Genomic DNA, 23,480 nt, shown 5'->3' on the forward strand with positions numbered 1-23,480 from the left:
ATCGCTTGACGAGTCCATTCGATGCTCCGGCCGGGCGTCCGCAGCGCTTTGCGTTGCGGGCCTCGGCCGTGTCGTATGTCGTGCTGGCCGCGTTCGTCGCGTCGGCTGCCGCGTCGGCGTACCTGTTCTGGACGCCGCGCGCGGGCGCTGCGGCCGGCGCATGCGTGTCGGCCGCGACGGCCGCGCTGCTGGCCGTGTGCGCCGCGCGGGCCTGCGCCCGCCGGCTGCCGGCCGAGTTGCAGATCGACGCATTCGGGGAGGTTGCGGCGTTTGGCCGCACCGGGCGGCTGCTGGCCCGCGGCCGTGTGACGGGCCATGCGCACTGGAGCAGCCTGCTGCTCGTGCTGTCGGTCGGGCAGGGCGCCCGGCGGGCCCGGCCGCTGCTGATTCCGGCCGATGCGCTCGACGCCGCGTCGTTCAGCGCGCTGTCCGTGCTGGCGAGAACCGCGGGCGCGGCGGGGCGGGCATGACGGCGGCGCGGTTACCGACCGTAACCAGCGGCCGGTGCGGGAACGCTACAATAGCGCTCCACGTTGCATCCCTAGTTAATGGATTTGTCAGGTGAGTGAAAAAGAAATTGATCAGGTTCTGGTCGAGCGCGTACAGAAGGGCGACAAGGCAGCGTTCGAACTCCTGGTCTCCAAATACCACCGCAAGATCATTCGGCTGATCTCGCGCCTCGTGCGGGATCCCGCCGAGGTCGAGGATGTAGCCCAGGACGCGTTCATCAAGGCGTACCGTGCGTTGCCGCAATTTCGCGGCGAATCGGCGTTCTACACGTGGTTGTACCGGATTGCCGTCAATACGGCGAAGAACTACCTTGCGACGCAAGGCCGCCGCGCACCGACCTCGACCGAGGCCGATGCGGAGGAAGCGGAAACTTTCTCCGACGCAGACCAACTAAGGGATATCAACACGCCTGAGTCGATGTTGATGAGCAAGCAGATTGCCGAGACGGTCAACGCTGCAATGGCCGCCTTGCCCGAAGAATTGCGCCAGGCGATTACGCTGCGCGAGATCGAGGGCCTGAGCTACGAAGAGATCGCGGAAATGATGGGCTGTCCGATCGGAACGGTCCGGTCGCGGATTTTCCGTGCTCGCGAGGCAATCGCTGCCAAATTGCGTCCGCTGCTCGATACGCCCGAAGGCAAGCGCTGGTAAGCGCGATGGGCGGAACGACGCGGGTCGGGGTCTAGTAACGGATAGAGTCGTGAAGTCACGACGGGGTGTGCAAGATGGGGAGCATCATGGGGTCGGTCAATACGCAGTCGCAGGCGTGCTCGCGCGGCGAGCGCCTTTCCGCGCTGGTCGACGGCGAAATGTTCGATGGCCCGGATCACGGGCAGTTTCTGGCTGAGCTCGACCGCGCGGATCGCGCTGCGTGGGCCCATTACCACCTGATCGGCGATGCGCTGCGCTCGGACGAGCTCGCGTTGTCGCCCGCGCTGAGCGTCGCGTTCACCGCGCGCATGTCGGCCGCGCTCGAGAGCGAGCCGCACCTGCTCGCGCCGGCGGCTGCGCCGGTCGCGCGCAAGCTGCTGTCGCTGCGCCGGCGCGTCGTGCCCGCGTTCGCGGTGGCCGCCGCGGCGGCCACGCTGACGTGGATCGTCGTTCCGCAGCTGCAGACGGCCGGCACGCCGGGCGCCGTCCAGGTCGCGTCGGTCGGTGCGCCGCAAGGCGGCAACCTGCAGCGCGTGACGGTCGCGCAGGCGTCGGCCCAACCGGGGCTGCAGGACGTCAACATCATTCGCGACGCCAGTCTCGACCAGTACCTTGAAGCGCACCAGCAATTCGCGCAGCAGCCCGTCGTCACGGGTTCGATGCCGCTGATCCGCGCTGCCGTGACCACCACGCCAGGCCAATAAACCCGATGCGGACATTGCAGTTGAATCACGCCATCTCCGGATGGAAGCGGCTGCCGGCCCTCCTGCTTTGCGCAGCCGCCCTGTTGTCCGTTCAATCCCTTCCTGCCAGCGCCCAGCAACCGGACGATCCCGTCGCGACCCGCAAGGGCGCCGCGGACTGGCTCGACCGCGTCCAGCAGGCGGCGCAGCAGCAGAGCTACGAGGGCACGTTCGTCTACCAGCGCGGCGGGTATGTCCAGTCGTCGCGCATTGCGCACGTCGCGTCCCGCGACGGCGAGTTCGAGCGGATCGAGACGCTCGACGGCAAGCCGCGCAAGCTGCTGCGGCATAACGACGAGCTGTACACGTTCGTGCCGGAGCGCAAGCTGTGCGTGGTCGAGCGCCGTCAGACGCGCGATTCGTTCCCCGCGCTGCTCGGCGCGAGCGGCGAACACGTGATGTCCGTCTACGACGCGAAGTTGCTCGGCAAGGACCGCGTGGCCGGGATCGACGCGCAGGTCGTCGAGCTGGTGCCGAAGGATGCCTACCGCTTCACGTACAAGCTTTGGGCCGACGCGCGCACGGGGCTGCTGCTGCGTTCGCAGACGCTGGATGCGAACGATCACGTGCTCGAACAGATTGCGTTCTCGCAATTGCAGACGGGCGGTGCGAGCGGCGACAAGGCCGCGATCGCGGCCGGCATGCGCAACCTGAGCGGCTGGACCGTCGTGCGCCCGCCGGTCGCGACGGTCGACATGGAGGCGCAGGGCTGGCAGCTCGCGCCGAGCGTCGCCGGTTTCAAGAAGATCCGCGAAGTGCGCCGGCCGATGGCTGCGCGCGATGCGGGCGATCCGCCGATTCCGGTCGATCAGGCCGTCTTCACCGACGGTCTCGCGACGATCTCGGTTTTCATCGAGCCGGCCGAAAAGAATACGCGCAAGGAAGGCGCGGGCAGCACCGGTGCGACGCACGTCCTCGTGAAGCGTCGCGGCGACTACTGGATCACCGTGCTCGGCGAAGTGCCGCCGGCTACGTTGCAGCAGTTCGCGTCTGCCATAGAATACAAGGCTTCCAAGTAACGCTACGGCTTCCGACATGATGAAACACACGCTGCGCAAATGGTTCGCGGCGGCGGCGCTGTCTGCCTGCCTGCCGCTCGTGCCGCATACCGCGATCGCGGTGCCGGCTCCCGCTGCCAGCCTGCCCGACTTCGCCGATCTGGTAGAAAGGGTCGGGCCGGCCGTCGTGAACATCAGGACCACCGCCAACGTGCCGACGAGCAGCGGCCCGCGCGGGGTGCTCCCGCCGGGCTTCGACAACGGCGACATGTCGGAATTCTTCCGGCGCTTCTTCGGCATTCCGCTGCCGCAGGCGCCCGGCAACGGTGGCGGCAGCGGCAACGGCAACCCGAAGAATGCGCCGGCACCGGACAATCCGCCCGACACCGAGCAGAATCGCGGCGTCGGCTCGGGCTTCATCGTGTCGGCCGACGGTTACGTGATGACCAATGCGCACGTCGTCGACGATGCGGACACCATCTACGTGACGCTGACCGACAAGCGCGAATTCAAGGCGAAGCTGATCGGCGTCGACGATCGCACGGACGTCGCGGTCGTCAAGATCCAGGCGTCGAACCTGCCTGTCGTCGCGATCGGCGACTCGAACAAGGTGCGCGTCGGCGAGTGGGTCGTCGCGATCGGTTCGCCGTTCGGTCTCGACAACACGGTGACGGCCGGCATCGTCAGCTCGAAGAGCCGCAACACGGGCGACTATCTGCCGTTCATCCAGACCGACGTCGCCGTGAACCCCGGCAACTCGGGCGGCCCGCTGATCAACATGCAGGGTGAGGTGATCGGCATCAACTCGCAGATCTACAGCCGTACCGGCGGCTTCATGGGCATCTCGTTCGCGATTCCGATCGACGAGGCGATGCGCGTGGCCGATCAGCTGAAGGCGACGGGCAAGGTCACGCGCGGCCGGATCGCGGTGGCGATCGGCGAGGTGACGAAGGACGTGGCCGACTCGATCGGGTTGCCGAAGGCCGAAGGCGCGCTCGTCAGCAGCGTCGAGCCGGGCGGCCCGGCCGACAAGGCAGGCATCCAGCCGGGCGACATTATCCTGAAGTTCAACGGCCGTCCGGTCGACGCGGCGTCGGACCTGCCGCGCATGGTCGGCGACACGAAGCCCGGCACGAAGGCGACCGTCAGCGTGTGGCGAAAGGGTCAGGCGCGCGATTTGCCGATCACGATCGCGGAGACGCCGGTCGAGTCGACGGCCAAGGCCGAGCAGCGCAAGAACGCGCCGCAGAAGCCGCGTCAGACCAATTCGCTCGGTCTGACGGTCAGCGACCTGACGGCGGAGCAGTTGAAGACGCTGAAGCTGAAGAACGGCGTGCAGATCGACGGCGTCGACGGCCCTGCTGCCCGTGCGGGCCTGCAGCGCGGCGACATCGTGCTGCGTGTCGGCGATACCGACGTCACGAGCGCGAAGCAGTTCGCCGAAGTGACCGCGCAGCTCGATCCGCAAAAGGCGGTCGCGGTGCTGGTGCGGCGCGGCGACAATACGCAGTTCGTGCCGGTGCGGCCGCGCCAGAAGTAACGCGCCGATGTTCACGCTCTACGGCCGCGGCTGGTGCCACCTGTGCGACGACATGCGCGACGCACTGGCGCCGGTGGCGGCCGAATTCGGCGTCGCGGTCGACTATGTCGACATCGACACCGATGCGGCGCTCGTCGCCCGCTACGACGAGGACGTGCCGGTGCTGCTGCTGGACGGCGCGGAAGTGTGCCGCCACCGGTTCGACGACGCGAGGGTGCGCGACGCGCTCATGGCCCGGCGCTGAGCCTGGCCGGTCGCCGGCCGGCGTCGCTTCGCACGGGACTTGGCCCGGCAGGCGCTTCCGGCCGGGCGCCGCGCGGCCCGGCGTCCGAAATACCGCCCGGCGAAGGCCTTTTCGGCTAAAATAAGCCGTTTTTTCACCGACTTACACAAGGCGTGCTCCGCAGTCGTCGAGCGCGCCTTTTTCGCTTGATCGGCACTGAATGGATCATATTCGCAATTTCTCGATCATCGCGCACATCGACCATGGCAAGTCGACGCTCGCGGATCGCATCATCCAGGTCTGCGGCGGCCTCGCCGACCGTGAAATGGAAGCGCAGGTGCTCGACTCGATGGATATCGAGCGCGAGCGCGGCATCACGATCAAGGCGCAGACGGCCGCGCTGTCCTATCGCGCGCGCGACGGCAAGGTCTACAACCTGAACCTGATCGATACGCCGGGTCACGTCGATTTCTCGTACGAAGTCAGCCGTTCGCTGTCCGCGTGCGAAGGCGCGCTGCTGGTCGTCGACGCGAGCCAGGGCGTCGAGGCGCAGACGGTCGCGAACTGCTACACGGCGATCGAGCTCGGCGTCGAGGTCGTGCCGGTGCTGAACAAGATCGACCTGCCGGCCGCGAACCCCGAGAACGCGATCGAGGAGATCGAGGACGTGATCGGCATCGACGCGACCGATGCGACGCGCTGCAGCGCGAAGACGGGCCTCGGCGTCGAGGACGTGCTCGAAGCGCTGATCGCGAAGGTGCCGCCGCCGAAGGGCGATCCGGACGCGCCGCTGCAGGCGCTCATCATCGATTCGTGGTTCGACAACTACGTCGGCGTCGTGATGCTGGTGCGCATCGTCAACGGCACGCTGCGCCCGAAGGACAAGATCAAGATGATGGCGACCGGCGCGCAGTATCCGGTCGAGCACATCGGCGTGTTCACGCCGAAGTCGCGCAATCTCGATTCGCTGTCGGCGGGGCAGGTGGGCTTCATCATCGCCGGCATCAAGGAACTGACGGCCGCGAAGGTCGGCGATACCGTCACGCATGCGGCCAAGCAGGCGGCGGAAGCGCTGCCGGGCTTCAAGGAAGTGAAGCCGCAGGTGTTCGCCGGCCTCTATCCGGTGGAAGCGAACCAGTACGACGCGCTGCGCGAATCGCTCGAGAAGCTGAAGCTCAACGACGCGTCGCTGCAGTACGAGCCGGAAGTGTCGCAGGCGCTCGGCTTCGGGTTCCGGTGCGGCTTCCTGGGTCTCCTGCATATGGAGATCGTGCAGGAGCGGCTGGAGCGCGAATTCGACATGGACCTCATCACCACGGCGCCGACCGTGGTCTACGAGGTCCTGATGAGCGACGGCTCGATCGTGATGGTCGAGAATCCCGCGAAGATGCCGGAGCCGCCGAAGATCGAGGAGATTCGCGAGCCGATCGTCACGGTGAATCTCTACATGCCGCAGGACTACGTCGGCTCGGTGATCACGCTGTGCACGCAGAAGCGGGGCTCGCAGATCAACATGCAGTATCACGGCCGCCAGGTGCAGCTCACCTACGAAATCCCGATGGCCGAGATCGTGCTCGATTTCTTCGACCGCCTGAAGTCGGTGTCGCGCGGCTACGCGTCGATGGACTACGAGTTCAAGGAATACCGGTCGGCGGACGTCGTGAAGGTCGACATGCTGATCAACGGCGACAAGGTCGACGCGCTGTCGGTGATCGTCCACCGGTCGCAATCGCAGTATCGCGGCCGCGAAGTGGCGGCGAAGATGCGTGAGATCATTCCGCGCCAGATGTACGACGTGGCGATCCAGGCCACGATCGGTGCGCACATCATCGCCCGCGAGAACATCAAGGCGCTGCGCAAGAACGTGCTGGCGAAGTGTTATGGCGGCGACATCACGCGCAAGAAAAAACTGCTCGAAAAGCAGAAAGCAGGCAAGAAACGCATGAAGCAGGTGGGTTCGGTCGAGATCCCGCAGGAAGCGTTCCTTGCGATCTTGCGCGTCGAAGACAAATAACAGGACTGTTCCTTTTATGAATTTTGCGCTGATTCTTTTTGTGCTCGTCGCCGTGACGGGCGTAGCGTGGGTGCTGGACAAACTGGTGTTCCTGCCGCGGCGACGCATGGCGGCCGACTCGGCGATCGAGGAGTTCGATCGCCAGCAGTCGCGCATCGACAAGCGTTTCGCGGACGAAAACGCCGTGCAGACGCGTTCGAAGCTGCGCGACGAGAAGCTGCGCCAGCCGTGGTGGCTCGAGTACACCGCGAGCTTCTTCCCGGTGATCCTGGCGGTGTTCGTCGTGCGTTCGTTCATCGTCGAGCCGTTCAAGATTCCGTCGGGCTCGATGGTGCCGACGCTGCTCGTCGGCGACTTCATCCTCGTCAACAAGTTCGAGTACGGGCTGCGCCTGCCGGTCACGAACACGAAGATCACGCAGGGCAGCCCGCTGTCGCGCGGCGACGTCGTCGTGTTCCGTTATCCGAAGGACGAGTCGGTCGACTACATCAAGCGCGTGATCGGCCTGCCGGGCGACACGGTCGCGTACCAGGACAAGCAGCTCACGATCAACGGCCAGCCGGTGCCCGAAACGCCGCTGCCCGATTTCTTCGACGACGAGCGCCAGAATTACGCAAAGCAGTTCGAGGAGACGATCGGCAACAAGAAGAACGCGATCCTCAACAACCCGGCGGTGCCGCCGTTCGTGATGGGCGCATACGACTATCCGTATCGCGACAACTGCACGTACAACAGCCGCGGCGTGATCTGCAAGGTGCCGCCCGGTCACTACTTCATGATGGGCGACAACCGCGACAACAGCGCGGACAGCCGCTACTGGGGTTTCGTGCCGGACCGGAACATCGTCGGTCGCGCGTTCTTCATCTGGATGAACTTCAGCGACCTGAAGCGCATCGGTTCCTTCAACTGATCGCATTCGACTCACGCGCAATACGCGATGCACGGGCCGCGTCGCGTATTGCCGAACTACTTTAAGAACCGGCGGTAACACCGCCTCGTCACGCCTTTTCGTGTCCGGCCGTGCCGTTTCGGCCCGACCGGCGCCCGCGTTATACTCCTGCACATGCCCTTATCCCAGTTGGAAAGCCGGCTGCGCTACGAATTTCGCAATGCGGAATTGTTGCGCCAGGCTTTGACCCATCGCAGTCACAGTGCCACGCACAACGAACGGCTCGAGTTTCTCGGCGACTCCGTTCTGAATTGCGCGGTGGCCGCCCTTTTGTTCCAGCGTTTCAGCAAGCTGGACGAAGGCGACCTGTCGCGCGTACGCGCCAACCTCGTCAAACAGCAGTCGCTGTACGAAATTGCTCAGGCCCTGAATATCTCGGACGGGTTGCGGCTGGGCGAGGGCGAACTGCGCAGCGGCGGTTTCCGCCGCCCGTCGATCCTCGCGGACGCGTTCGAAGCCATCATCGGGGCCGTGTTCCTCGATGGCGGCTTCGAAGCCGCCCAAGGGGTCATCAAGCGCCTCTACATCCCGATTCTCGACCACATCGATCCGCGCACGCTCGGCAAGGACGCGAAGACGCTGCTGCAGGAATACCTGCAGGGGCACAAGATCGCGCTGCCAACCTACACGGTCGTCGCGACGCATGGTGCGGCGCACAATCAGCAATTCGAAGTCGAATGCACGGTGCCGAAGCTGGACGTGAAGGTGTCGGGCTCCGGTGCGAGCCGGCGCGCGGCCGAGCAGGCAGCGGCGAAGAAGGCGCTCGACGAGGTGATCGCGGCCGCGCCGATGCTGGCCTCGAAGCCGAAGCGCTCGAAAAACGCGCGCGGGTCGAAGCATGTCGAACCCGAAATCGTGCCGGGCGTGAAGGGCGTGCAGGAAGCGCTCGACCTGCGCTCGCCGGAGCGGAAGGAACGTGCGGCGGCGCGCGAGGCCAAGGCGGCCGGTGCGGTGCCTGCGGCAACCGCTGCGACCGGCGCCGGCGTAGAGCCGGCTGCGGCGCCGATGGCCGCGATTCGAGCGGCGCATGTCGAGTCGGCTGCCGACAAGGGCGAACGGGCGACGAAGCCGGCGACCGACAAGGTTGCCGAAAAGCCGGCCGAGCGCACCGACAAGGTTGCGGAAAAACCCGCGGAAGCCGCGCCGCGCACAGCCGACAAACCGGCCGGCCACGCAGCCGATCCGGCATCGTCGTCCGCCGACAAGCCTTCCGCCGGCTCCGACCCCGCTTCGCGCGCGACCGTGCGCGCACGCGATGCCGCGACGCCCGATTCCGATACGCCGCCGGGCGGTGCGAGCCTTGCTGCCACGCAGGCGCGCGTCGCCGATGCCGACCACTGAATTGCCCATCGATCGCGCCGCGCGCCGCGCGGCCGTTTCCGAACCTGTCTCCCAAACGATATGAACACTCCCGCTCCTACCGGTTTCCGTTGCGGCATGATCGCGATCGTGGGCCGCCCGAACGTCGGCAAGTCGACGTTGATGAACGCACTCGTCGGCCAGAAGATCAGCATCACGTCGCGCAAGGCGCAGACGACCCGCCATCGCATCACCGGCATCAACACGTTCGACGACGCGCAGTTCGTGTTCGTCGACACGCCGGGCTTCCAGACCCGTCACAGCACCGCGCTGAACCGTTCGCTGAACCGCGCGGTCACGTCGACGCTGACGTCGGTCGACGTGATCCTGTTCGTGATCGAAGCGGGCCGCTTCGGGCCCGACGACCAGAAGGTGCTCGACCTGATTCCGCCCGGCATGCCGACGCTGCTGATCGCGAACAAGATCGACCGCGTGACCGACAAGGCGACGCTGTTCCCGTTCATGCAGCAGATGAGCGCGCTGCGCGAATTCACCGAACTCGTGCCGCTGTCGGCGCAGCGGCCGGAAGACATCAAGCGCCTGCTGGAGACGATCAAGCCGTACCTGCCGGAAGGCGAGCCGATCTACGGCGAGGATGAACTCACCGATCGCAGCTCGCGCTTCCTCGCGGCCGAGATCCTGCGCGAAAAGGTGTTCCGCTGGACCGGCGACGAACTGCCGTACACGAGCACCGTCATCATCGACAAGTTCGAGGAGGAAGGGCGCCTGAAGCGCATCTTCGCGACGATCCTCGTCGAGCGCGATTCGCACAAGGCGATGGTGATCGGCAAGAAGGGCGAGAAGCTCAAGCAGATCAGCACCGAGGCGCGGATGGACATGGAGAAGCTGTTCGACGGCCCCGTGTACCTCGAGACCTTCGTGAAGGTGAGGAGCGGCTGGGCCGACAACGAGGCGGGGCTGCGCGCCTATGGGTACGAATGACGCGCTGACGTCGACTGAAGACGCGGTGACGGCCGGCGCGAACGACGCGCCGCTGCCGGCACCGCCCGAACCGCCGCGCAAGGCGCGGCGCGCGACGTCTCGCACGTCCGATTTCCGCGTCGCCGAGCAGCCGGCGTTCGTGCTGCACAGCTATCCGTACCGGGAAACGAGCCTGATCGTCGACGTGCTGACGCGCGATCATGGTCGGCTCGCGCTCGTCGCGAAGGGCGCGAAGCGCCCGCACTCCGCACTGCGCGGCGTGCTGCAGACATTCCAGCCGCTGCTGCTGTCCTGGTCGGGCAAATCCGAGGTGCGCACGCTGACGGGCGCCGAGTGGGTCGGCGGGATGCTGCCGCTCGCCGGCGACGGGCTGCTGTGCGGCTTCTATGCGAACGAGCTGCTCGTGAAATTCTGCGCGCGCGAAGATCCGCAGCCGCCGTTGTTCAATCATTACGTGCTGACCCTCACGCGCCTCGCGCACGGCGAACCCGCGGTGCAGGTGCTGCGCTCGTTCGAGCGTGTGCTGCTGCGCGAGACCGGCTACGCGATGGCGCTGAACCGCACGGTCGCGCGTCGTGCGGTCGAACCCGAGCGCCGGTACGTGTTCGATCCCGAGCGCGGCGTGCGCAATGCGGACGACGATGTGCCGTCGCACTGGCCGGTCATCGCCGGACAGACGTTGCTCGACATGGAGCAGGACGATTACCATCGAGCCCAGACGGTTGCGCAAAGCAAGACGCTGATGCGCTTCCTGCTGAACACCTATCTCGGCGGTACGCCGCTTGCCACGCGCCAGATCCTGATCGACCTGCAAAACCTATGAGCTTCTTCCTGACAACGCCCACCGCCATCGACCTCGGCGTGAACATCGACCACGTCGCGACGCTGCGCAATGCACGTGGCACGGCCTATCCCGATCCGATCCGCGCGGCGCTCGCTGCCGAAGAGGCCGGCGCGGACGCGATCACGCTGCACCTGCGCGAGGATCGCCGTCACATCGTCGACGCGGACGTGCGCAAGCTGCGTCCGCTGCTGAAGACGCGCATGAACCTCGAGTGCGCGGTGACGGCCGAGATGCTCGATATCGCGTGCGAAGTGCGTCCGCACGACGCGTGCCTCGTGCCCGAGAAGCGGGAGGAACTGACGACCGAAGGCGGCCTCGACGTCGCCGGCCACTTCGAGGCCGTGCGCGCGGCGTGCAAGCAGCTTGCCGACGTGGGCGTGCGCGTGTCGCTGTTCATCGACCCGGACGAAACGCAGATCCGCGCCGCGCACGAAGCGGGTGCGCCGGTGATCGAACTGCATACGGGCCGCTACGCCGAGGCGCACGACGAAGCCGAGCAGCAGCGCGAATACGAGCGCATCGTCGCGGGCGTGCAGGCCGGCGCGAAGCTCGGCCTGAAGGTCAACGCGGGTCACGGCCTGCATTACACGAACGTGCAGCAGATCGCCGCGATCGACGGCATCGTCGAACTGAACATTGGCCACGCAATCGTCGCGCACGCGATCTTCGCGGGCTGGGACAACGCGGTGCGCGAGATGAAGGCAATCATGGTTGCCGCACGCGTCGCCGCGCTGCATGGCGGCGCGCGTTGAAGATGACATTCCATCGCGCCGCGGGCGTCGTTTGCAACCCGGCCCCGCCGGGACGCTCCGGCGCGTACTGACATGGCGATCTACGGTATCGGTACCGACATTGCCCAGGTGAGCCGCGTCGCGGCCGTGCTCGAGCGCACGGGCGGCCGGTTTGCCGAGAAGGTGCTTGGCCCCGACGAGCTGCGCGTGTTCCATGCGCGTCGCGCACGTTCCGAGGCGCGCGGCATCGCATTTCTCGCGACGCGCTTTTCCGCGAAGGAAGCGTTCTCGAAGGCGATCGGGCTCGGCATGCATTGGCCGATGACGTGGCGTGCATTGCAGACCCTCAACCACCCGAGCGGCGAGCCGTACGTGGTCGCGTCGGGCGAACTGGCCGACTGGCTTGCCGCACGCGGCATCACGGCGCGCGTGACGGTCAGCGACGAACGCGACTATGCGGTGTCGTTCGTGATCGCCGAGACGGACGCCGCGCCTGCACCTGTTTCCCGAACCTCCTCCTGACGGAATTCCCGATTCGATGAAAACGACTCCCGGCCCGGTCATGCTCGACGTCGTCGGCACGGCCCTGTCGCGCGACGATGCGCGGCGCCTCGCGCATCCGAACACCGGCGGCGTGATCCTGTTCGCGCGGCACTTCCAGAATCGTGCGCAACTGACCGCGCTGACCGACTCGATCCGCGCGGTGCGCGAAGACATCCTGATCGCCGTCGATCACGAAGGCGGGCGCGTGCAGCGTTTCCGCACCGACGGCTTCACGGTGCTGCCCGCGATGCGCCGCCTCGGCGAGCTGTGGGATCGCGACGTGCTGCTCGCGACGAAGGTCGCGACCGCCGTCGGCTACATCCTGGCCGCCGAGCTGCGCGCGTGCGGGATCGACATGAGCTTCACGCCCGTGCTCGATCTCGACTACGGGCACTCGAAAGTGATCGGCGATCGCGCGTTCCATCGCGACCCGCGCGTCGTCACGCTGCTCGCGAAGAGCCTGAACCACGGGTTGTCGCTTGCCGGCATGGCGAACTGCGGCAAGCATTTTCCGGGGCACGGCTTCGCGGAGGCCGATTCGCACGTCGCGCTGCCGACCGACGATCGCACGCTCGACGCGATCCTCAAGCAGGACGTCGCGCCGTACGACTGGCTCGGCTTGTCGCTGTCCGCGGTGATTCCCGCGCACGTGATCTACACGCAGGTCGACCAACGGCCGGCCGGTTTCTCGCGCGTGTGGCTGCAGGACATCCTGCGCGGCCGGCTCGGCTTCACGGGCGCGATCTTCAGCGACGACCTGTCGATGGAGGCCGCCCGCGAAGGCGGCACGCTCACGCAGGCGGCCGAAGCCGCGCTCGCCGCCGGTTGCGACATGGTGCTCGTCTGCAACCAGCCGGACGCAGCCGAGGTCGTGCTGAACGGGCTGAAGGCGCACGCATCGGCCGAGTCGGTGCGACGTCTCAAGCGGATGCGCGCGCGCGGCAAGGCGCTCAAGTGGGACAAGCTGATCGTGCAGCCCGAGTATCTGCAGGCGCAGGCGCTGTTGAGCAGCGCACTGGCGTAAGCGGGGAGGGGCTGGCGCGGTACCGCGCCATTCCGGTCGCTGAAACAAAAAGCCGCGCAACAGCGCGGCTTTTTACATGGGGTGCGGCAGGCGTGAACAGGACTGCGGCGGAAATCGGGCATGCCCGCGCGGCGACCTCGTGACGCAACTAACGGTCAGATCCTGCCAGCGCCCGCATGCATCGCCGCGCGCTCAGTTCACCTTCATCCGCTGCAGCTTGTTGTACAGCGTCTTGGGGCTGATGCCGAGCAGCGTCGCCGCGCGGTGGCGCGTGCCGCCGACCGCGTCGAGCGTCGCGCGGATCAGCAGATCCTCGACGTCGGCCAGCGGCGTACCGACCTTGATCTGCACGCTGCTGCCGTTCAGCGCGGCGCCGGCGGCGAAGCTGGTCTCGCCGGCGCGCAGCGTCTCGATGAAGTCGCCCGATGCGTCGTACGCGAAGCGCACGCGCTCCTGCAACTCACGCACGTTGCCAGGCCATTCGTAGGACACGCATTCGCGCACGAAGCCCGGCGCCGCGCGCTTGTCGGTCGTGCTGCGGCCGGTCGCGCGCGCTTCGCGGTTCAGTTCGTCGATCAGCGCGTCCGCGATCGCGAGTGCGTCGCCGTCGCGCTCGCGCAGCGGCGGCATCGTGACCGATGCCGCATCGAGGCGCAGCCACAGATCCTCGCGCAGCGTGCCGTTCGCGACCGCTTCGCGCGCCGGGCGGCGCGTGGTCGCGATCAACCGGAAATCGCTCGTGATCGCGCTCGTGCCGCCGATCCGCATGAAGTTCTGCGAATCGAGCGCTTGCAGCAGCGCTTCCTGCAGCACGAGCGGCAGCGCGGTGATCTCGTCGAGGAACAGCGTGCCGCCGCCGGCCTGTTCGAACAGGCCCGATTCGCGGCGCTCGGCGCCGTCGAACGCGCCGCGCTCATGGCCGAACAGCACGCTGTCGAGCGATGCGCCGTGCCGGCCGGCCTGCGTGATCGTCCGGCAGTCGAACGACACGAACGGCCCTTTGCGGCGGCGGCTCAGTTCATGCAGCGTGCGTGCGGCCAGCTTCTTGCCGGTGCCGGCTTCGCCCGCGAACAGCACGGCCGTTTCGGTGCGCGCGTTGTGCTCGATCATGTCGTACACGTGCTGCATCGCGTCGCTGCGGCCGACCAGTGCGCCGAAGCGGCCGAGATGGCGCAGCGATGCGCGCAGCGACTGCACCTCGTCGATCAGTTCGTACGGGCGGGGGATTCGCGCGAGCAGGCTGCGCAGGCGCGGAATGTTGATCGGCTTCAGCAGGTAGTCCCAAATACCGTGACGCAGGCCTTCGATTGCGCTTTCGACCGTCGCGTTGCCCGTCAGCACGATGACGGGCAGCGAGCCGTTCGGCTGTTGCTGCGGCAGGTGCTGGAGCAGGTCGAAGCCGCTGCCGTCCGGCAGGTTCAGGTCGACGAGGACGACATCGGGAATCGAGCGGCCGAGCGCCGTGCGCGCTTCGGCGAGCGACGTGGCCGTGTCGACCGAGAAGCCGTCTGCGGCGAGCAGCGCGGTGAGGCCGGAGAGACTGTTGGGATCGTCTTCGACAATCAGGGCGTGTGGCATGGTGGACGCGGGTCGAGTCAAGAGAGGCGGGCTGTCGGCCATCGGAGCCGCAGCCGCATGTCAGATTAAAAACTGATTTTATGCCCCGCCGAACGCGTAACGCGCATTATTTCTCCGGCGCTATAAAACAGTTACCGATGATACAAATTGAATATCTTTACCGGTGGATTTTGTGCTTGATATGGCACTGGTTTGCGGTCGCTGTTGGCGACAGGCAAACAAAAAGCGCCCCGAAGGGCGCTTTGTTCGACGCGGGAATCGCTGGCGATTACGCGCGGCTGCGGTATTCGTTCGTGCGCGTATCGATTTCGATCTTGTCGCCGGTATTGCAGAAGAGCGGAACCTGCAGTTCGAAGCCGGTTGCGAGCTTCGCGTTCTTCAGCACCTTGCCCGACGACGTGTCGCCCTTGACGGCCGGCTCGGTGTAGGTGATCTCGCGAACGAGGATCGTCGGCAGTTCGACCGAGATCGCCTTCTCGTTGTAGAACACGACTTCGCACGCCATGCCGTCTTCGAGGTAGTTCAGCGCTTCGCCCATCATTTCGGCTTCGACTTCGTACTGGTTGTAGTCGGCGTCCATGAACACGTACATCGGATCGGCGAAGTACGAGTACGTCACTTCCTTGCGGTCGAGCATGACGACTTCGAACTTGTCGTCGGCCTTGTAGACCGATTCCTGGCCTGCGTTCGACAGCAGGTTCTTCATCTTCATCTTGACGACGGCGGCGTTACGGCCCGACTTGTTGTATTCCGTCTTTGCGATGACCCATGCGTCGCTGCCGATCTGCACGACGTTGCCTACGCGGAGTTCCTGAGCGGTTTTCATAAAAAACTGTCCTGATCAAATCAAATAAATAGGTGCCTGAGCGTTGCACAACGGCTGACGGCGCAAGCAGACGCGTTCCGGTGGGCGCCAAAAGCGAGCGCTTGCGTGGTCGGCCGTCGGATAACCGCTTATTTTAACTGAGATTTTGCGTATTCCGCCAGCTTTCCGGCGAGATCGCCGACCGCCGCGAGCGCGTCGGCCCAGCGGGCCGCGTTGGCGTCCAGTGCCGCACGGTGTTGCCAGAAATCGGCCCAGTCGGGCGTGCCGACGCCGTTCCATGCATGCCAGAACCGCTCGAGCGCCGCGCGCGGCGCGGCGGCGAGGCCGGCCGACAAGTGCGCGAGCGCGGCGTCGAGCTTCGGCAGATGCACATCGTCGGCCTGCGGGTAGATATGCCACACGAACGGCTTGCGTGCCCACTGCGCACGGACGAACGAATCCTCGCCGCGCACGAAATTGATGTCGGCCACCCACAGCAGCGGGTCGTAGTCGGCCTGCGGAACGAACGCGAGCCCGTGAGCGGCCAGGTTGCCGCTGCTCGCATGCGCGCCCGCGCCGAACGACTCGGCCCCGAAAAAGCGCGCGACGGCAGGCGACACGCGGCCGGCCGGCACGAGCACGACGATCGGCGACGGGCCGTCGCGCCACTGCGCGAGCAGCGCGTCGACGGCCGGATTCTCGTATGCGAACAGGCTGACGACCGTCGTGCCGGGCGCCGGCGGTGCGCCGCCGGTCGCGCGCTGCCACCACGCGGCGCGCGCGGCCGCGTCGGTTTCGAACGCGGTGCGGCGCGCATCGAGGTCGTGTTCCTTCAGGACGCCGCCCGTGCCGGCCGACAGGCCCGGGAAGAAGAACGTCTTCAGCAGCGGGTAGCGCGGATGCGGCGACGGCCGCAAATGGAAATCGGCGACCCAGTCCTCGGCGCTCAGGTATTCGAGGTTGATCCACACCGGGCGACGTGCACGGCGCGCCATCGCGGCGAGATACGCGCCGGGCAGCTCGCATGCGAATGCCTCGATCACGACATCGGCGATCTCCAGCGCGTCGCCGGCTTCCGCATGCCAGTGCTCGATCGCGATGCCGTCGACCGTCTGCCGTCCCGCGTCGGGATCGACCCCCGGCAGCAGGCGCGCGAACGTGCGCAGGTCGTCGACGAACAGGCGAACCTGCCAGCCGTGCTCGTGTGCGAGCTGGCGCGCGACGCGCCAGCACACGCCGATGTCGCCGAAATTGTCGATTACCGTGCAGAAGAGGTCGCAGGCGATCGGTTCGCCCGGCGCGAGCAGCGCGGCGGATTGGGGGGCAGCGGTGGTGCGTGGCATCGAAGCGGGCCGGTGAATGCTCTAAACTGGCGATTCTAATAGACCCGTTCCGCGTTACAAGGCGCCCGGATCACGCATGACAGCCCCAGAAGCCTCCGATACTCCGTTCGAACCGAAGAAGATCCTTGCGCAGTTGCCGCACATGCCGGGTGTCTATCGCTATTACGACACGGCGGGCACCGTCCTCTACGTCGGCAAGGCGCGCGACCTGAAGAAGCGCGTGTCGAGCTATTTCACGAAGACGCAACTGTCGCCGCGCATCGCGATGATGGTCACGCGCATCGCGCGCATCGAGACGACCGTCACGCGCTCGGAAGCCGAGGCGCTGCTGCTCGAGAACAACCTGATCAAGGCGCTCGCGCCGCGCTACAACATCCTGTTTCGCGACGACAAGTCGTATCCGTACCTGAAGCTCACCGCGCACCGTTTTCCGCGGATGGCCTACTACCGCGGCTCGGTCGACAAGCAGAACCAGTATTTCGGGCCGTTCCCGAGTGCGTGGGCCGTGCGCGAGAGCATCCAGATCCTGCAGCGCGTGTTCCAGTTGCGGACCTGCGAGGATTCGGTCTTCAACAACCGCACGCGGCCGTGCCTGCTGCACCAGATCGGACGCTGCACGGCGCCGTGCGTCGGTGCGATTTCCGACGAGGATTACGCGGTCGACGTGTCGAACGCCGCGCGTTTCCTGCTCGGCCGGCAGTCCGAGGTGATGAACGAGCTCGAGCAGAAGATGCACGCGTTCGCGGCCGAGCTGAAATTCGAGCAGGCGGCTGCGGTGCGCAACCAGATGAGCTCGCTCGCGACGGTGCTGCACCAGCAGGCGATCGAGGTCGGCGGCGACAGCGACGTCGACATCCTGGCGGTCGTCGCGCTGGGCGGGCGCGTGTGCGTGAACCTTGCGATGGTGCGCGGCGGCCGCCATCTCGGCGACAAGGCGTATTTCCCGACGCACGTCGAAAGCGCGCTGACGCTCGCCGAGGGCGGTCTCGGCGACGAGGCCGAGGTGGCCGAGGTTGCCGGCGCGGCCGACGCGACCAACGGCGTACTGCCCGACCAGCCCGCGGAAGACGGCGGCAGCGCGCGCGGCGACGCGGTGGCGTCGGTCGAGGCCGAAGTGCTCGACGCGTTCATCTCGCAGCACTATCTCGGCAACCGCGTACCGCCGGTGCTCGTCGTGAGTCATGCGCCCGCGAGCCGCGACCTGCTCGAGCTGCTGTCCGAGCAGGCCGGCCACAAGGTGTCGCTGGTGCGGCAGCCGCAGGGGCAGCGGCGCGCGTGGCTGTCGATGGCCGAGCAGAACGCGCGGCTCGCGCTCGCGCGGCTGCTGTCCGAGCAGGGCTCGCAGCAGGCGCGTACGCGCGCGCTCGCGGAGACGCTCGGCTACGAATGCGACGATCTCGCGACGCTGCGGATCGAATGCTTCGACATCAGCCATACGATGGGCGAGGCGACGCAGGCGTCGTGCGTCGTCTATCACCATCACAAGATGCAGTCGGGCGAGTATCGTCGCTACAACATCACGGGCATCACGCCGGGCGACGATTACGCGGCGATGCGGCAGGTGCTCACGCGCCGCTACGAGAAGATGGTCGAGCAGGCCGCGCAGGCGGCCGCCGCGGATGATGCGGCCGGCATCGACGGCGAGTCGACGCGCCAGGCCGAGGCGTCGAGCCTGCTGCCGAACATCGTGCTGATCGACGGCGGCAAGGGTCAGGTCGAAATCGCGCGCCAGGTGTTCACCGAGCTCGGGCTCGACACGTCGATGCTGGTCGGCGTCGCGAAAGGCGAGGGGCGCAAGGTCGGCCTCGAGACGCTCGTGTTCGCGGACGGCCGCACGCCGCTCGAACTCGGCAAGGAAAGCGCGGCGCTGATGCTCGTCGCGCAGATTCGCGACGAGGCGCACCGCTTCGCGATCACGGGCATGCGCGCGAAGCGGGCGAAGGCGCGCCAGACGTCGCGGCTAGAGGAGCTCGAAGGCGTCGGCGCGAAGCGCCGGCAGCGGCTGCTCGCGCGGTTCGGCGGGTTGCGCGGCGTCGTTGCCGCGAGTGTCGAGGAACTCGCGAGCGTCGAGGGCATCTCGCACGCGCTTGCCGAGCAGATCTACAAGCAGCTTCACTGACGCGGCCCGTGCGGCCGGCTGCCTTGCCCGCGATTTCGCGTTCTTGTGGCAGGCCGGTCGACACGGCACAATTGCGAATCCTTTACTGTCCCGGATGCCATGCCGTTCAATTTCCCGATTTTCCTGACGTGGGTACGGATCGTGCTGATTCCGCTCGTCGTCGGCGTGTTCTATCTGCCGGACACGGTGATGGGCGGCGCGCACCGCAATCTCGCGGCGGCGGCGATCTTCATCCTCGCCGCGCTGACCGACTGGTTCGACGGGTTTCTCGCGCGCAAGTGGAACCAGACGTCGTCGTTCGGCGCGTTTCTCGATCCGGTGGCGGACAAGCTGATGGTGACGGCCGCGCTGCTGATCCTCGTGCAGATTTCGCGGGTCGACGCGGCGATCGCGCTCGTGATCGTCGGCCGCGAGATCGCGATCTCGGCGCTGCGCGAGTGGATGGCGCAGATCGGCGCGTCGAAGAGCGTCGCGGTGAACCAGCTCGGCAAGTTCAAGACCGCGTGCCAGATGGTCGCGATCCCGATGCTGCTGTTCTACGGGCCGCTGCCGCTCGGCGTCGCGACGATCGACACGCGCGTGTGGGGCGAGTGGCTGATGTATCTCGCGGCGGTGCTGACGATCTGGTCGATGCTGTACTACATGAAGCTTGCGTGGCCGCAGATTCGCGAGCGCGGCGGCGCGTGACCCGCGCCACGTACTCGTCGGCGCAGGTTTTTGGAAAAAGGGCAGGAAAAGCCCTTGACACACGAATGTGCCTTCGACATAATCTCGCTTCTCCGCTGCACGGCGAAGTAAGTGCGACGGGGAAGCAGTAGCGCAGCAATACGCGGGAGTAGCTCAGTTGGTAGAGCGCAACCTTGCCAAGGTTGAGGTCGCGAGTTCGAGACTCGTCTCCCGCTCCAGATTTTTCTGGCAGCGTGTTGGTCGGCAAAGCGCTGCACATGCAGGACAAATGCGGGAGTAGCTCAGTTGGTAGAGCGCAACCTTGCCAAGGTTGAGGTCGCGAGTTCGAGACTCGTCTCCCGCTCCAGGATTTTTCGGCAGCGTGTTGGTCGGCAAAGCGCTGCACATGCAGGACAATGCGGGAGTAGCTCAGTTGGTAGAGCGCAACCTTGCCAAGGTTGAGGTCGCGAGTTCGAGACTCGTCTCCCGCTCCAAGTAATGGGGAAGCCACGCTTCCCTTTTTATTTGATGGACTTACGGTCCTCGAATAGAAATCTGTCGCCTGCCTTCACGGCATCCGGACAGTCCGCTTTTGGCGCGATAGCAAAGCGGTTATGCAGCGGCCTGCAAAGCCGTTTAGGCCGGTTCGACTCCGGCTCGCGCCTCCAGGTAGGAAAAGAAAAGCCCCGCTTCGGCGGGGCTTTTCTTTTTCCGTCTCGCTTTCGACGGGTTTTGCACCGAGATGGTGTCCGTCGGCGGGGCGTGGTCCGTCGAATCGCGTCAATCGATTCGCGTGACGCCTTGTCATGGATCGGACAGAAAGTTACTTTGCTGCCCGGGTTTGCCGGCGGCTCCGACACCGTCGCGCGAGGTTCGCCTTTCGATCAGTTTCGCTCTGCGCTTGCAAATGTGGCTATCCGATTTAGTATGCGGAAAACCATGCGCCGGCGCGGGCGCACACTTATGCAGTGAGGAGACCCATGCACCCCCGGACGGCAGCCCCTTACTCCATTGTGGCAGTCGGCATCGTGATCGCCTGCGCGCTGATGGGCCTGTGCGTGCTGCAACTGTTCCAGAGCCGCCACGACGCACTGGAGCGTGCCAGCGAGACCTCGCGCAATCTCGGCCTGATGGCCGAGCGCGACATCGAGCGCAACTTCGAGCTCTACGACCTGTCCTTGCAGGCGTTGATTCATGGTCTGCAGCGGCCCGACGTGATGGCTGCTTCGCCGGCCCTGCGGCACGGCGTGCTGTTCGACAACTCGATGACCGCGCAATTTCTCGGTTCGCAACTGGTGCTCGATGCCGACGGCAACATCATTCTGGATTCGGCCAATCATGTTCCGCGCAAGGGCAATTTCGCCGATCGCAAGTACTTCACCATTCACCGCGACAATCCGAACGTGGGGCTCTATGTCAGCGATCCGTTCGCGTCGCGCCTGCGCAGGGGCATGCTCAGCATTGCGCTGTCGCGGCGAATCTCGAATCCGGACGGCTCGTTTGCCGGCGTTGCGCTGATTGCGGTCAACCTCGAATATTTCCACCAGCTGTTCGCGGGGCTGTCGCTGGGGCAGCATGGGTCGATGTCGCTGATCGGCAAGGATGGCGTCATGGTCATGCGCCAGCCATATGATGTCCGTACCATCGGCCGCGACATCAGCAAGGCGGCAACCTTTCGACGGTTCGGAGCCGCCCCGGAGGGCTCGTTCTCGGAAACGTCGTCGATCGACGGCGTGCGCCGTCTCTACTACTTCAAGCATCTACCGACGCTGCCGCTGATCATCATGGTTGCGGAAGCCGAGCAGGACATCTATGCGGCGTGGCGGCACCGCGCGGTGACGATCGGTGCGCTTGTGGTGACGTTCGGCGCCGCGTTTATTGCGCTGTCCGTCATGCTCGGCGCGCAACTGCGGCGCCGGATGCGCGCGGAGTCCGAGCTTGTGCTGCTGGCGCGCACCGACGGTCTCACCGGCCTGAACAATCGCCGCAGCTTTGGCGAAGTGCTGGACCGGGAGTGGCGTCGCGCACGGCGGGCCAGTTCCATTTTCTCGCTGCTGTTCGTCGACGTTGACCGCTTCAAGGCCTACAACGACATCTATGGCCACCAGGCGGGCGACGACGCGTTGACTGCGGTCGCACGCTGCATCGGCGAAAACATCCGCCGGCCGGTGGATACGGCGGCCCGCTACGGCGGGGAGGAATTCGTGGTGTTGCTCCCCGATACCCCGCAGACGGGGGCCGCCCAGATTGCCGAGCGGATTCGCGCGGCAATCGACAAACTGGCACTCGAGCATGCCGGAAGCGAATACGGGCGCGTCACCGCCAGTATTGGACTGGCGAGTTGGGAGCCGGATCAGGAAGGCGAGCCGAGTGCCGTGATCAAGGCGGCCGACGAGGCGCTCTACTATGCAAAGGCAACCGGTCGGAACAAGGTCGCTACCTTCCAGCCCGCGGCTTGACGGAAACCGGACTCCTCGGTGACCTAGGGTCTGGCGGCTTCGATGACACAAACGCCCCGCTTGGCCGTTGCGGATGCAACGGCCAAGCGGGCGATCAGCCATCCACCGGCTGCGCCGGCGTTTCGAGCTTCAACTGATAGAACGCCGCATCGAGCCAGCGGCCGAACTTGAATCCCGCCTCCGTGATCGTGCCCGAGTGCACGAATCCCAGTTTCGTATGCAGTGCGATGCTCCCGGCATTGGTCGCATCGATACAGCCGACCAGCACGTGCACCTGCGCTTCGCGCGCACGCCGGACCACTTCGCGCAGCAGCAGTTCGCCGAGCCCGCGGCCGCGCTGGTCGCGGTGCACGTAGACGCTGTGTTCCACCGTGTACTTGTACGCGGGGAACGCGCGGAACGTACCCCAGCTCGCGAAGCCGAGCAGCGTGCCCGACGCGTCCACCGCGCCGACGACCGGAAAACCGCCCGCGCGCTTCGTTGCAAACCACGTGACCATCGCTTCCGGCGGGCGCGACCGGTAGTCGTACAGCGCGGTCGAATTCACGATCGCGTCGTTCAGGATCTCGAGGATGGCCGCTGCGTGCTCGGCCTCGCTGCAATCGATCAGGCGCACGTCGTCGCGCTGTTTCGGGGAATTCATAACGGCTCCGGTTGGTTTTGAACGGGGTGCGCACACGGCGCGCGCATCACGCGCTCCGCGCGCCGGCCGCGGACGTGGACGCGTCGCAGATCACGACGACATAGCGCGCGGCATGCGACGACGGGTTGCTGAAGATCAGCGGCCGATCGAGCCGCATGGCCAGACAGTCGCCTTCGTGAAGTTCGTGAAGCTCGCCGCCGAACGTGACGTCGACGCGGCCGCTGATGATCCATATCTGCTGATGCAGCGCGCTGTCGCGTCCGCCGCTGTCGTACGCGACACGCGCGCCGGGCGGGAAATCGACCTCGACGAGCTGGATCGGCGACGGCCAGCCGGGCGGGGACAGGTTGCGCCGCACATAGCCGGACGCCGGATCGCGCCATTCGGCCTGCTGCGCGCGCCGTGCCAGCGGCTGCGCGGGCGTGTCGTCCCGGTCGCCGCCGAACAGCCCTGCCAGCGACACGCCTAGACCTGCCGCGAGCTTGTCGAGCACGACGGCCGTCGGGCTGGCCGACGCGCGTTCGATGAGCGAGATCATCGAACGGCTGACGCCGGAGCGCGCGGCCAGCGCATCGAGCGTGTAGCCTCGAGCAGTACGCAGGTCGCGCACGCGCCGGGCGATGCGCTCGTTGATGCCGGTATCGTCGGCAGCGGTCGTCACGGATTCTTGCATGATGGATTTATTCTCCAGCAAACTGGAATTCAGTGTCAACGGCGCATTGGCAGCGGCCGACCGATGGCGCGACGGCCTTCGAACGCCTTGCCCGGCAGTCACGCGCAGCGTAATATACGAATC

At 66.1% G+C, this 23,480-nt stretch carries 22 protein-coding genes and 4 tRNA genes; 21 read left to right on the plus strand and 5 right to left on the minus strand.

The genetic code is table 11. The features are described from left to right. The first annotated feature begins 5 nt into the window (after positions 1-5). From ACM6JT_RS00105 to nagZ, 14 genes are all read left to right on the plus strand, one after another. Positions 6-470 carry a hypothetical protein gene (locus ACM6JT_RS00105; protein ID WP_105390719.1) on the plus strand — a complete coding sequence of 155 codons (465 nt, stop codon included), beginning with the start codon at positions 6-8 and terminating at the stop codon, positions 468-470. Between the two features lie 91 nt (positions 471-561). After that, positions 562-1,161, plus strand: coding sequence for an RNA polymerase sigma factor RpoE (gene rpoE, locus ACM6JT_RS00110; RefSeq protein ID WP_034183098.1), 600 nt, complete (start codon positions 562-564; stop codon positions 1,159-1,161). Between the two features lie 86 nt (positions 1,162-1,247). Beyond that, positions 1,248-1,865, plus strand: coding sequence for a sigma-E factor negative regulatory protein (locus ACM6JT_RS00115; RefSeq protein ID WP_034183099.1), 618 nt, complete (start codon positions 1,248-1,250; stop codon positions 1,863-1,865). 5 nt (positions 1,866-1,870) lie between these two features. Continuing rightward, the gene (locus ACM6JT_RS00120; protein WP_072435999.1) at positions 1,871-2,923 is read left to right on the plus strand and encodes a MucB/RseB C-terminal domain-containing protein; all 1,053 of its coding nucleotides are present in this window, start codon (positions 1,871-1,873) and stop codon (positions 2,921-2,923) included. A gap of 16 nt (positions 2,924-2,939) precedes the next feature. After that, entirely contained in the window at positions 2,940-4,442 is a 1,503-nt protein-coding gene (locus tag ACM6JT_RS00125; RefSeq protein WP_414855759.1) for a DegQ family serine endoprotease, read from the plus strand. Between the two features lie 7 nt (positions 4,443-4,449). Continuing rightward, the gene (locus ACM6JT_RS00130; protein ID WP_034183102.1) at positions 4,450-4,686 is read left to right on the plus strand and encodes a glutaredoxin family protein; all 237 of its coding nucleotides are present in this window, start codon (positions 4,450-4,452) and stop codon (positions 4,684-4,686) included. 199 nt (positions 4,687-4,885) lie between these two features. After that, the gene (gene lepA, locus ACM6JT_RS00135; protein WP_034183103.1) at positions 4,886-6,679 is read left to right on the plus strand and encodes a translation elongation factor 4; all 1,794 of its coding nucleotides are present in this window, start codon (positions 4,886-4,888) and stop codon (positions 6,677-6,679) included. A gap of 16 nt (positions 6,680-6,695) precedes the next feature. Next, positions 6,696-7,589: a signal peptidase I gene (lepB, locus tag ACM6JT_RS00140; RefSeq protein WP_034183104.1), complete on the plus strand. Its 894-nt coding sequence runs from the start codon at positions 6,696-6,698 to the stop codon at positions 7,587-7,589. Positions 7,590-7,742: 153 nt separating this feature from the next. Beyond that, on the plus strand, positions 7,743-8,969 hold the full coding sequence (gene rnc, locus ACM6JT_RS00145; protein ID WP_105390723.1) for a ribonuclease III: 1,227 nt from the start codon (positions 7,743-7,745) through the stop codon (positions 8,967-8,969). 60 nt (positions 8,970-9,029) lie between these two features. Then, the gene (gene era, locus ACM6JT_RS00150; RefSeq protein ID WP_034183106.1) at positions 9,030-9,929 is read left to right on the plus strand and encodes a GTPase Era; all 900 of its coding nucleotides are present in this window, start codon (positions 9,030-9,032) and stop codon (positions 9,927-9,929) included. Beyond that, the gene (gene recO / locus ACM6JT_RS00155; RefSeq protein WP_034183107.1) at positions 9,916-10,752 is read left to right on the plus strand and encodes a DNA repair protein RecO; all 837 of its coding nucleotides are present in this window, start codon (positions 9,916-9,918) and stop codon (positions 10,750-10,752) included. The genes era and recO overlap by 14 nt, the downstream gene beginning before the upstream one ends. Beyond that, entirely contained in the window at positions 10,749-11,525 is a 777-nt protein-coding gene (pdxJ, locus tag ACM6JT_RS00160; RefSeq protein ID WP_105390725.1) for a pyridoxine 5'-phosphate synthase, read from the plus strand. Before recO ends, pdxJ begins: the two co-directional genes overlap by 4 nt. Before the next feature lie 72 nt (positions 11,526-11,597). Continuing rightward, positions 11,598-12,026 carry a holo-ACP synthase gene (gene acpS / locus ACM6JT_RS00165; protein ID WP_021159685.1) on the plus strand — a complete coding sequence of 143 codons (429 nt, stop codon included), beginning with the start codon at positions 11,598-11,600 and terminating at the stop codon, positions 12,024-12,026. 16 nt (positions 12,027-12,042) lie between these two features. Beyond that, complete coding sequence (gene nagZ, locus ACM6JT_RS00170; RefSeq protein ID WP_105390726.1) at positions 12,043-13,071, plus strand: beta-N-acetylhexosaminidase; 1,029 nt, start codon at positions 12,043-12,045, stop codon at positions 13,069-13,071. A 192-nt stretch (positions 13,072-13,263) separates the two neighbouring features. Here the strand turns inward: nagZ and ACM6JT_RS00175 are convergent, their stop codons facing one another. The 3 genes from ACM6JT_RS00175 to earP all read right to left on the minus strand — a co-directional run bounded on the left by ACM6JT_RS00175 (position 13,264) and on the right by earP (position 16,797). Then, positions 13,264-14,649, minus strand: coding sequence for a sigma-54-dependent transcriptional regulator (locus ACM6JT_RS00175; RefSeq protein WP_034183110.1), 1,386 nt, complete (start codon positions 14,647-14,649; stop codon positions 13,264-13,266). Positions 14,650-14,917: 268 nt separating this feature from the next. Beyond that, positions 14,918-15,475: an elongation factor P gene (gene efp / locus ACM6JT_RS00180; RefSeq protein WP_034183111.1), complete on the minus strand. Its 558-nt coding sequence runs from the start codon at positions 15,473-15,475 to the stop codon at positions 14,918-14,920. A gap of 128 nt (positions 15,476-15,603) precedes the next feature. Next, positions 15,604-16,797: an elongation factor P maturation arginine rhamnosyltransferase EarP gene (gene earP, locus ACM6JT_RS00185; RefSeq protein WP_414855760.1), complete on the minus strand. Its 1,194-nt coding sequence runs from the start codon at positions 16,795-16,797 to the stop codon at positions 15,604-15,606. Between the two features lie 76 nt (positions 16,798-16,873). On the opposite strand from earP, the gene uvrC reads away from it, so the two are divergent. The 7 genes from uvrC to ACM6JT_RS00220 all read left to right on the plus strand — a co-directional run bounded on the left by uvrC (position 16,874) and on the right by ACM6JT_RS00220 (position 22,041). After that, entirely contained in the window at positions 16,874-18,916 is a 2,043-nt protein-coding gene (uvrC, locus tag ACM6JT_RS00190; RefSeq protein ID WP_414855761.1) for an excinuclease ABC subunit UvrC, read from the plus strand. A 99-nt stretch (positions 18,917-19,015) separates the two neighbouring features. Continuing rightward, complete coding sequence (gene pgsA / locus ACM6JT_RS00195; RefSeq protein WP_034183114.1) at positions 19,016-19,603, plus strand: CDP-diacylglycerol--glycerol-3-phosphate 3-phosphatidyltransferase; 588 nt, start codon at positions 19,016-19,018, stop codon at positions 19,601-19,603. A gap of 142 nt (positions 19,604-19,745) precedes the next feature. Beyond that, positions 19,746-19,821: transfer RNA gene (locus ACM6JT_RS00200), tRNA-Gly, on the plus strand. Positions 19,822-19,873: 52 nt separating this feature from the next. Next, a tRNA-Gly gene (locus ACM6JT_RS00205) sits at positions 19,874-19,949 on the plus strand. Between the two features lie 51 nt (positions 19,950-20,000). Continuing rightward, a tRNA-Gly gene (locus ACM6JT_RS00210) sits at positions 20,001-20,076 on the plus strand. Between the two features lie 100 nt (positions 20,077-20,176). Beyond that, positions 20,177-20,250: transfer RNA gene (locus ACM6JT_RS00215), tRNA-Cys, on the plus strand. Positions 20,251-20,562: 312 nt separating this feature from the next. After that, the gene (locus ACM6JT_RS00220) at positions 20,563-22,041 is read left to right on the plus strand and encodes a sensor domain-containing diguanylate cyclase (protein WP_034183115.1); all 1,479 of its coding nucleotides are present in this window, start codon (positions 20,563-20,565) and stop codon (positions 22,039-22,041) included. Positions 22,042-22,135: 94 nt separating this feature from the next. Here ACM6JT_RS00220 and ACM6JT_RS00225 read toward each other — a convergent pair whose 3' ends face one another. Both ACM6JT_RS00225 and ACM6JT_RS00230 read right to left on the minus strand, forming a co-directional pair. After that, positions 22,136-22,684, minus strand: a complete 549-nt coding sequence (locus ACM6JT_RS00225; RefSeq protein WP_414855762.1) for a GNAT family N-acetyltransferase — start codon at positions 22,682-22,684, stop codon at positions 22,136-22,138. 46 nt (positions 22,685-22,730) lie between these two features. Further along, on the minus strand, positions 22,731-23,357 hold the full coding sequence (locus tag ACM6JT_RS00230; protein WP_414855763.1) for a helix-turn-helix domain-containing protein: 627 nt from the start codon (positions 23,355-23,357) through the stop codon (positions 22,731-22,733). Positions 23,358-23,480: the final 123 nt, after the last annotated feature.

The sequence above is a fragment of the Burkholderia sp. IT-111MI5 genome (assembly GCF_949752865.1).
Classification (GTDB): Bacteria; Pseudomonadota; Gammaproteobacteria; order Burkholderiales; family Burkholderiaceae; genus Burkholderia; species Burkholderia pyrrocinia_C.

Bases quoted from the DNA above. Each gene is read 5' to 3' on its own strand.
- ACM6JT_RS00115 (WP_034183099.1), top strand. From the start codon at position 1,248: ATGGGGTCGGTCAATACGCAGTCGCAGGCGTGCTCGCGCGGCGAGCGC.
- ACM6JT_RS00120 (WP_072435999.1), top strand. From the start codon at position 1,871: ATGCGGACATTGCAGTTGAATCACGCCATCTCCGGATGGAAGCGGCTG.
- ACM6JT_RS00125 (WP_414855759.1), top strand. From the start codon at position 2,940: ATGATGAAACACACGCTGCGCAAATGGTTCGCGGCGGCGGCGCTGTCT.
- ACM6JT_RS00130 (WP_034183102.1), top strand. From the start codon at position 4,450: ATGTTCACGCTCTACGGCCGCGGCTGGTGCCACCTGTGCGACGACATG.
- lepA (WP_034183103.1), top strand. From the start codon at position 4,886: ATGGATCATATTCGCAATTTCTCGATCATCGCGCACATCGACCATGGC.
- lepB (WP_034183104.1), top strand. From the start codon at position 6,696: ATGAATTTTGCGCTGATTCTTTTTGTGCTCGTCGCCGTGACGGGCGTA.
- rnc (WP_105390723.1), top strand. From the start codon at position 7,743: ATGCCCTTATCCCAGTTGGAAAGCCGGCTGCGCTACGAATTTCGCAAT.
- era (WP_034183106.1), top strand. From the start codon at position 9,030: ATGAACACTCCCGCTCCTACCGGTTTCCGTTGCGGCATGATCGCGATC.
- recO (WP_034183107.1), top strand. From the start codon at position 9,916: ATGGGTACGAATGACGCGCTGACGTCGACTGAAGACGCGGTGACGGCC.
- pdxJ (WP_105390725.1), top strand. From the start codon at position 10,749: ATGAGCTTCTTCCTGACAACGCCCACCGCCATCGACCTCGGCGTGAAC.
- acpS (WP_021159685.1), top strand. From the start codon at position 11,598: ATGGCGATCTACGGTATCGGTACCGACATTGCCCAGGTGAGCCGCGTC.
- nagZ (WP_105390726.1), top strand. From the start codon at position 12,043: ATGAAAACGACTCCCGGCCCGGTCATGCTCGACGTCGTCGGCACGGCC.
- ACM6JT_RS00175 (WP_034183110.1), bottom strand. From the start codon at position 14,649: ATGCCACACGCCCTGATTGTCGAAGACGATCCCAACAGTCTCTCCGGC.
- efp (WP_034183111.1), bottom strand. From the start codon at position 15,475: ATGAAAACCGCTCAGGAACTCCGCGTAGGCAACGTCGTGCAGATCGGC.
- earP (WP_414855760.1), bottom strand. From the start codon at position 16,797: ATGCCACGCACCACCGCTGCCCCCCAATCCGCCGCGCTGCTCGCGCCG.
- uvrC (WP_414855761.1), top strand. From the start codon at position 16,874: ATGACAGCCCCAGAAGCCTCCGATACTCCGTTCGAACCGAAGAAGATC.
- pgsA (WP_034183114.1), top strand. From the start codon at position 19,016: ATGCCGTTCAATTTCCCGATTTTCCTGACGTGGGTACGGATCGTGCTG.
- ACM6JT_RS00220 (WP_034183115.1), top strand. From the start codon at position 20,563: ATGCACCCCCGGACGGCAGCCCCTTACTCCATTGTGGCAGTCGGCATC.
- ACM6JT_RS00225 (WP_414855762.1), bottom strand. From the start codon at position 22,684: ATGAATTCCCCGAAACAGCGCGACGACGTGCGCCTGATCGATTGCAGC.
- ACM6JT_RS00230 (WP_414855763.1), bottom strand. From the start codon at position 23,357: ATGCAAGAATCCGTGACGACCGCTGCCGACGATACCGGCATCAACGAG.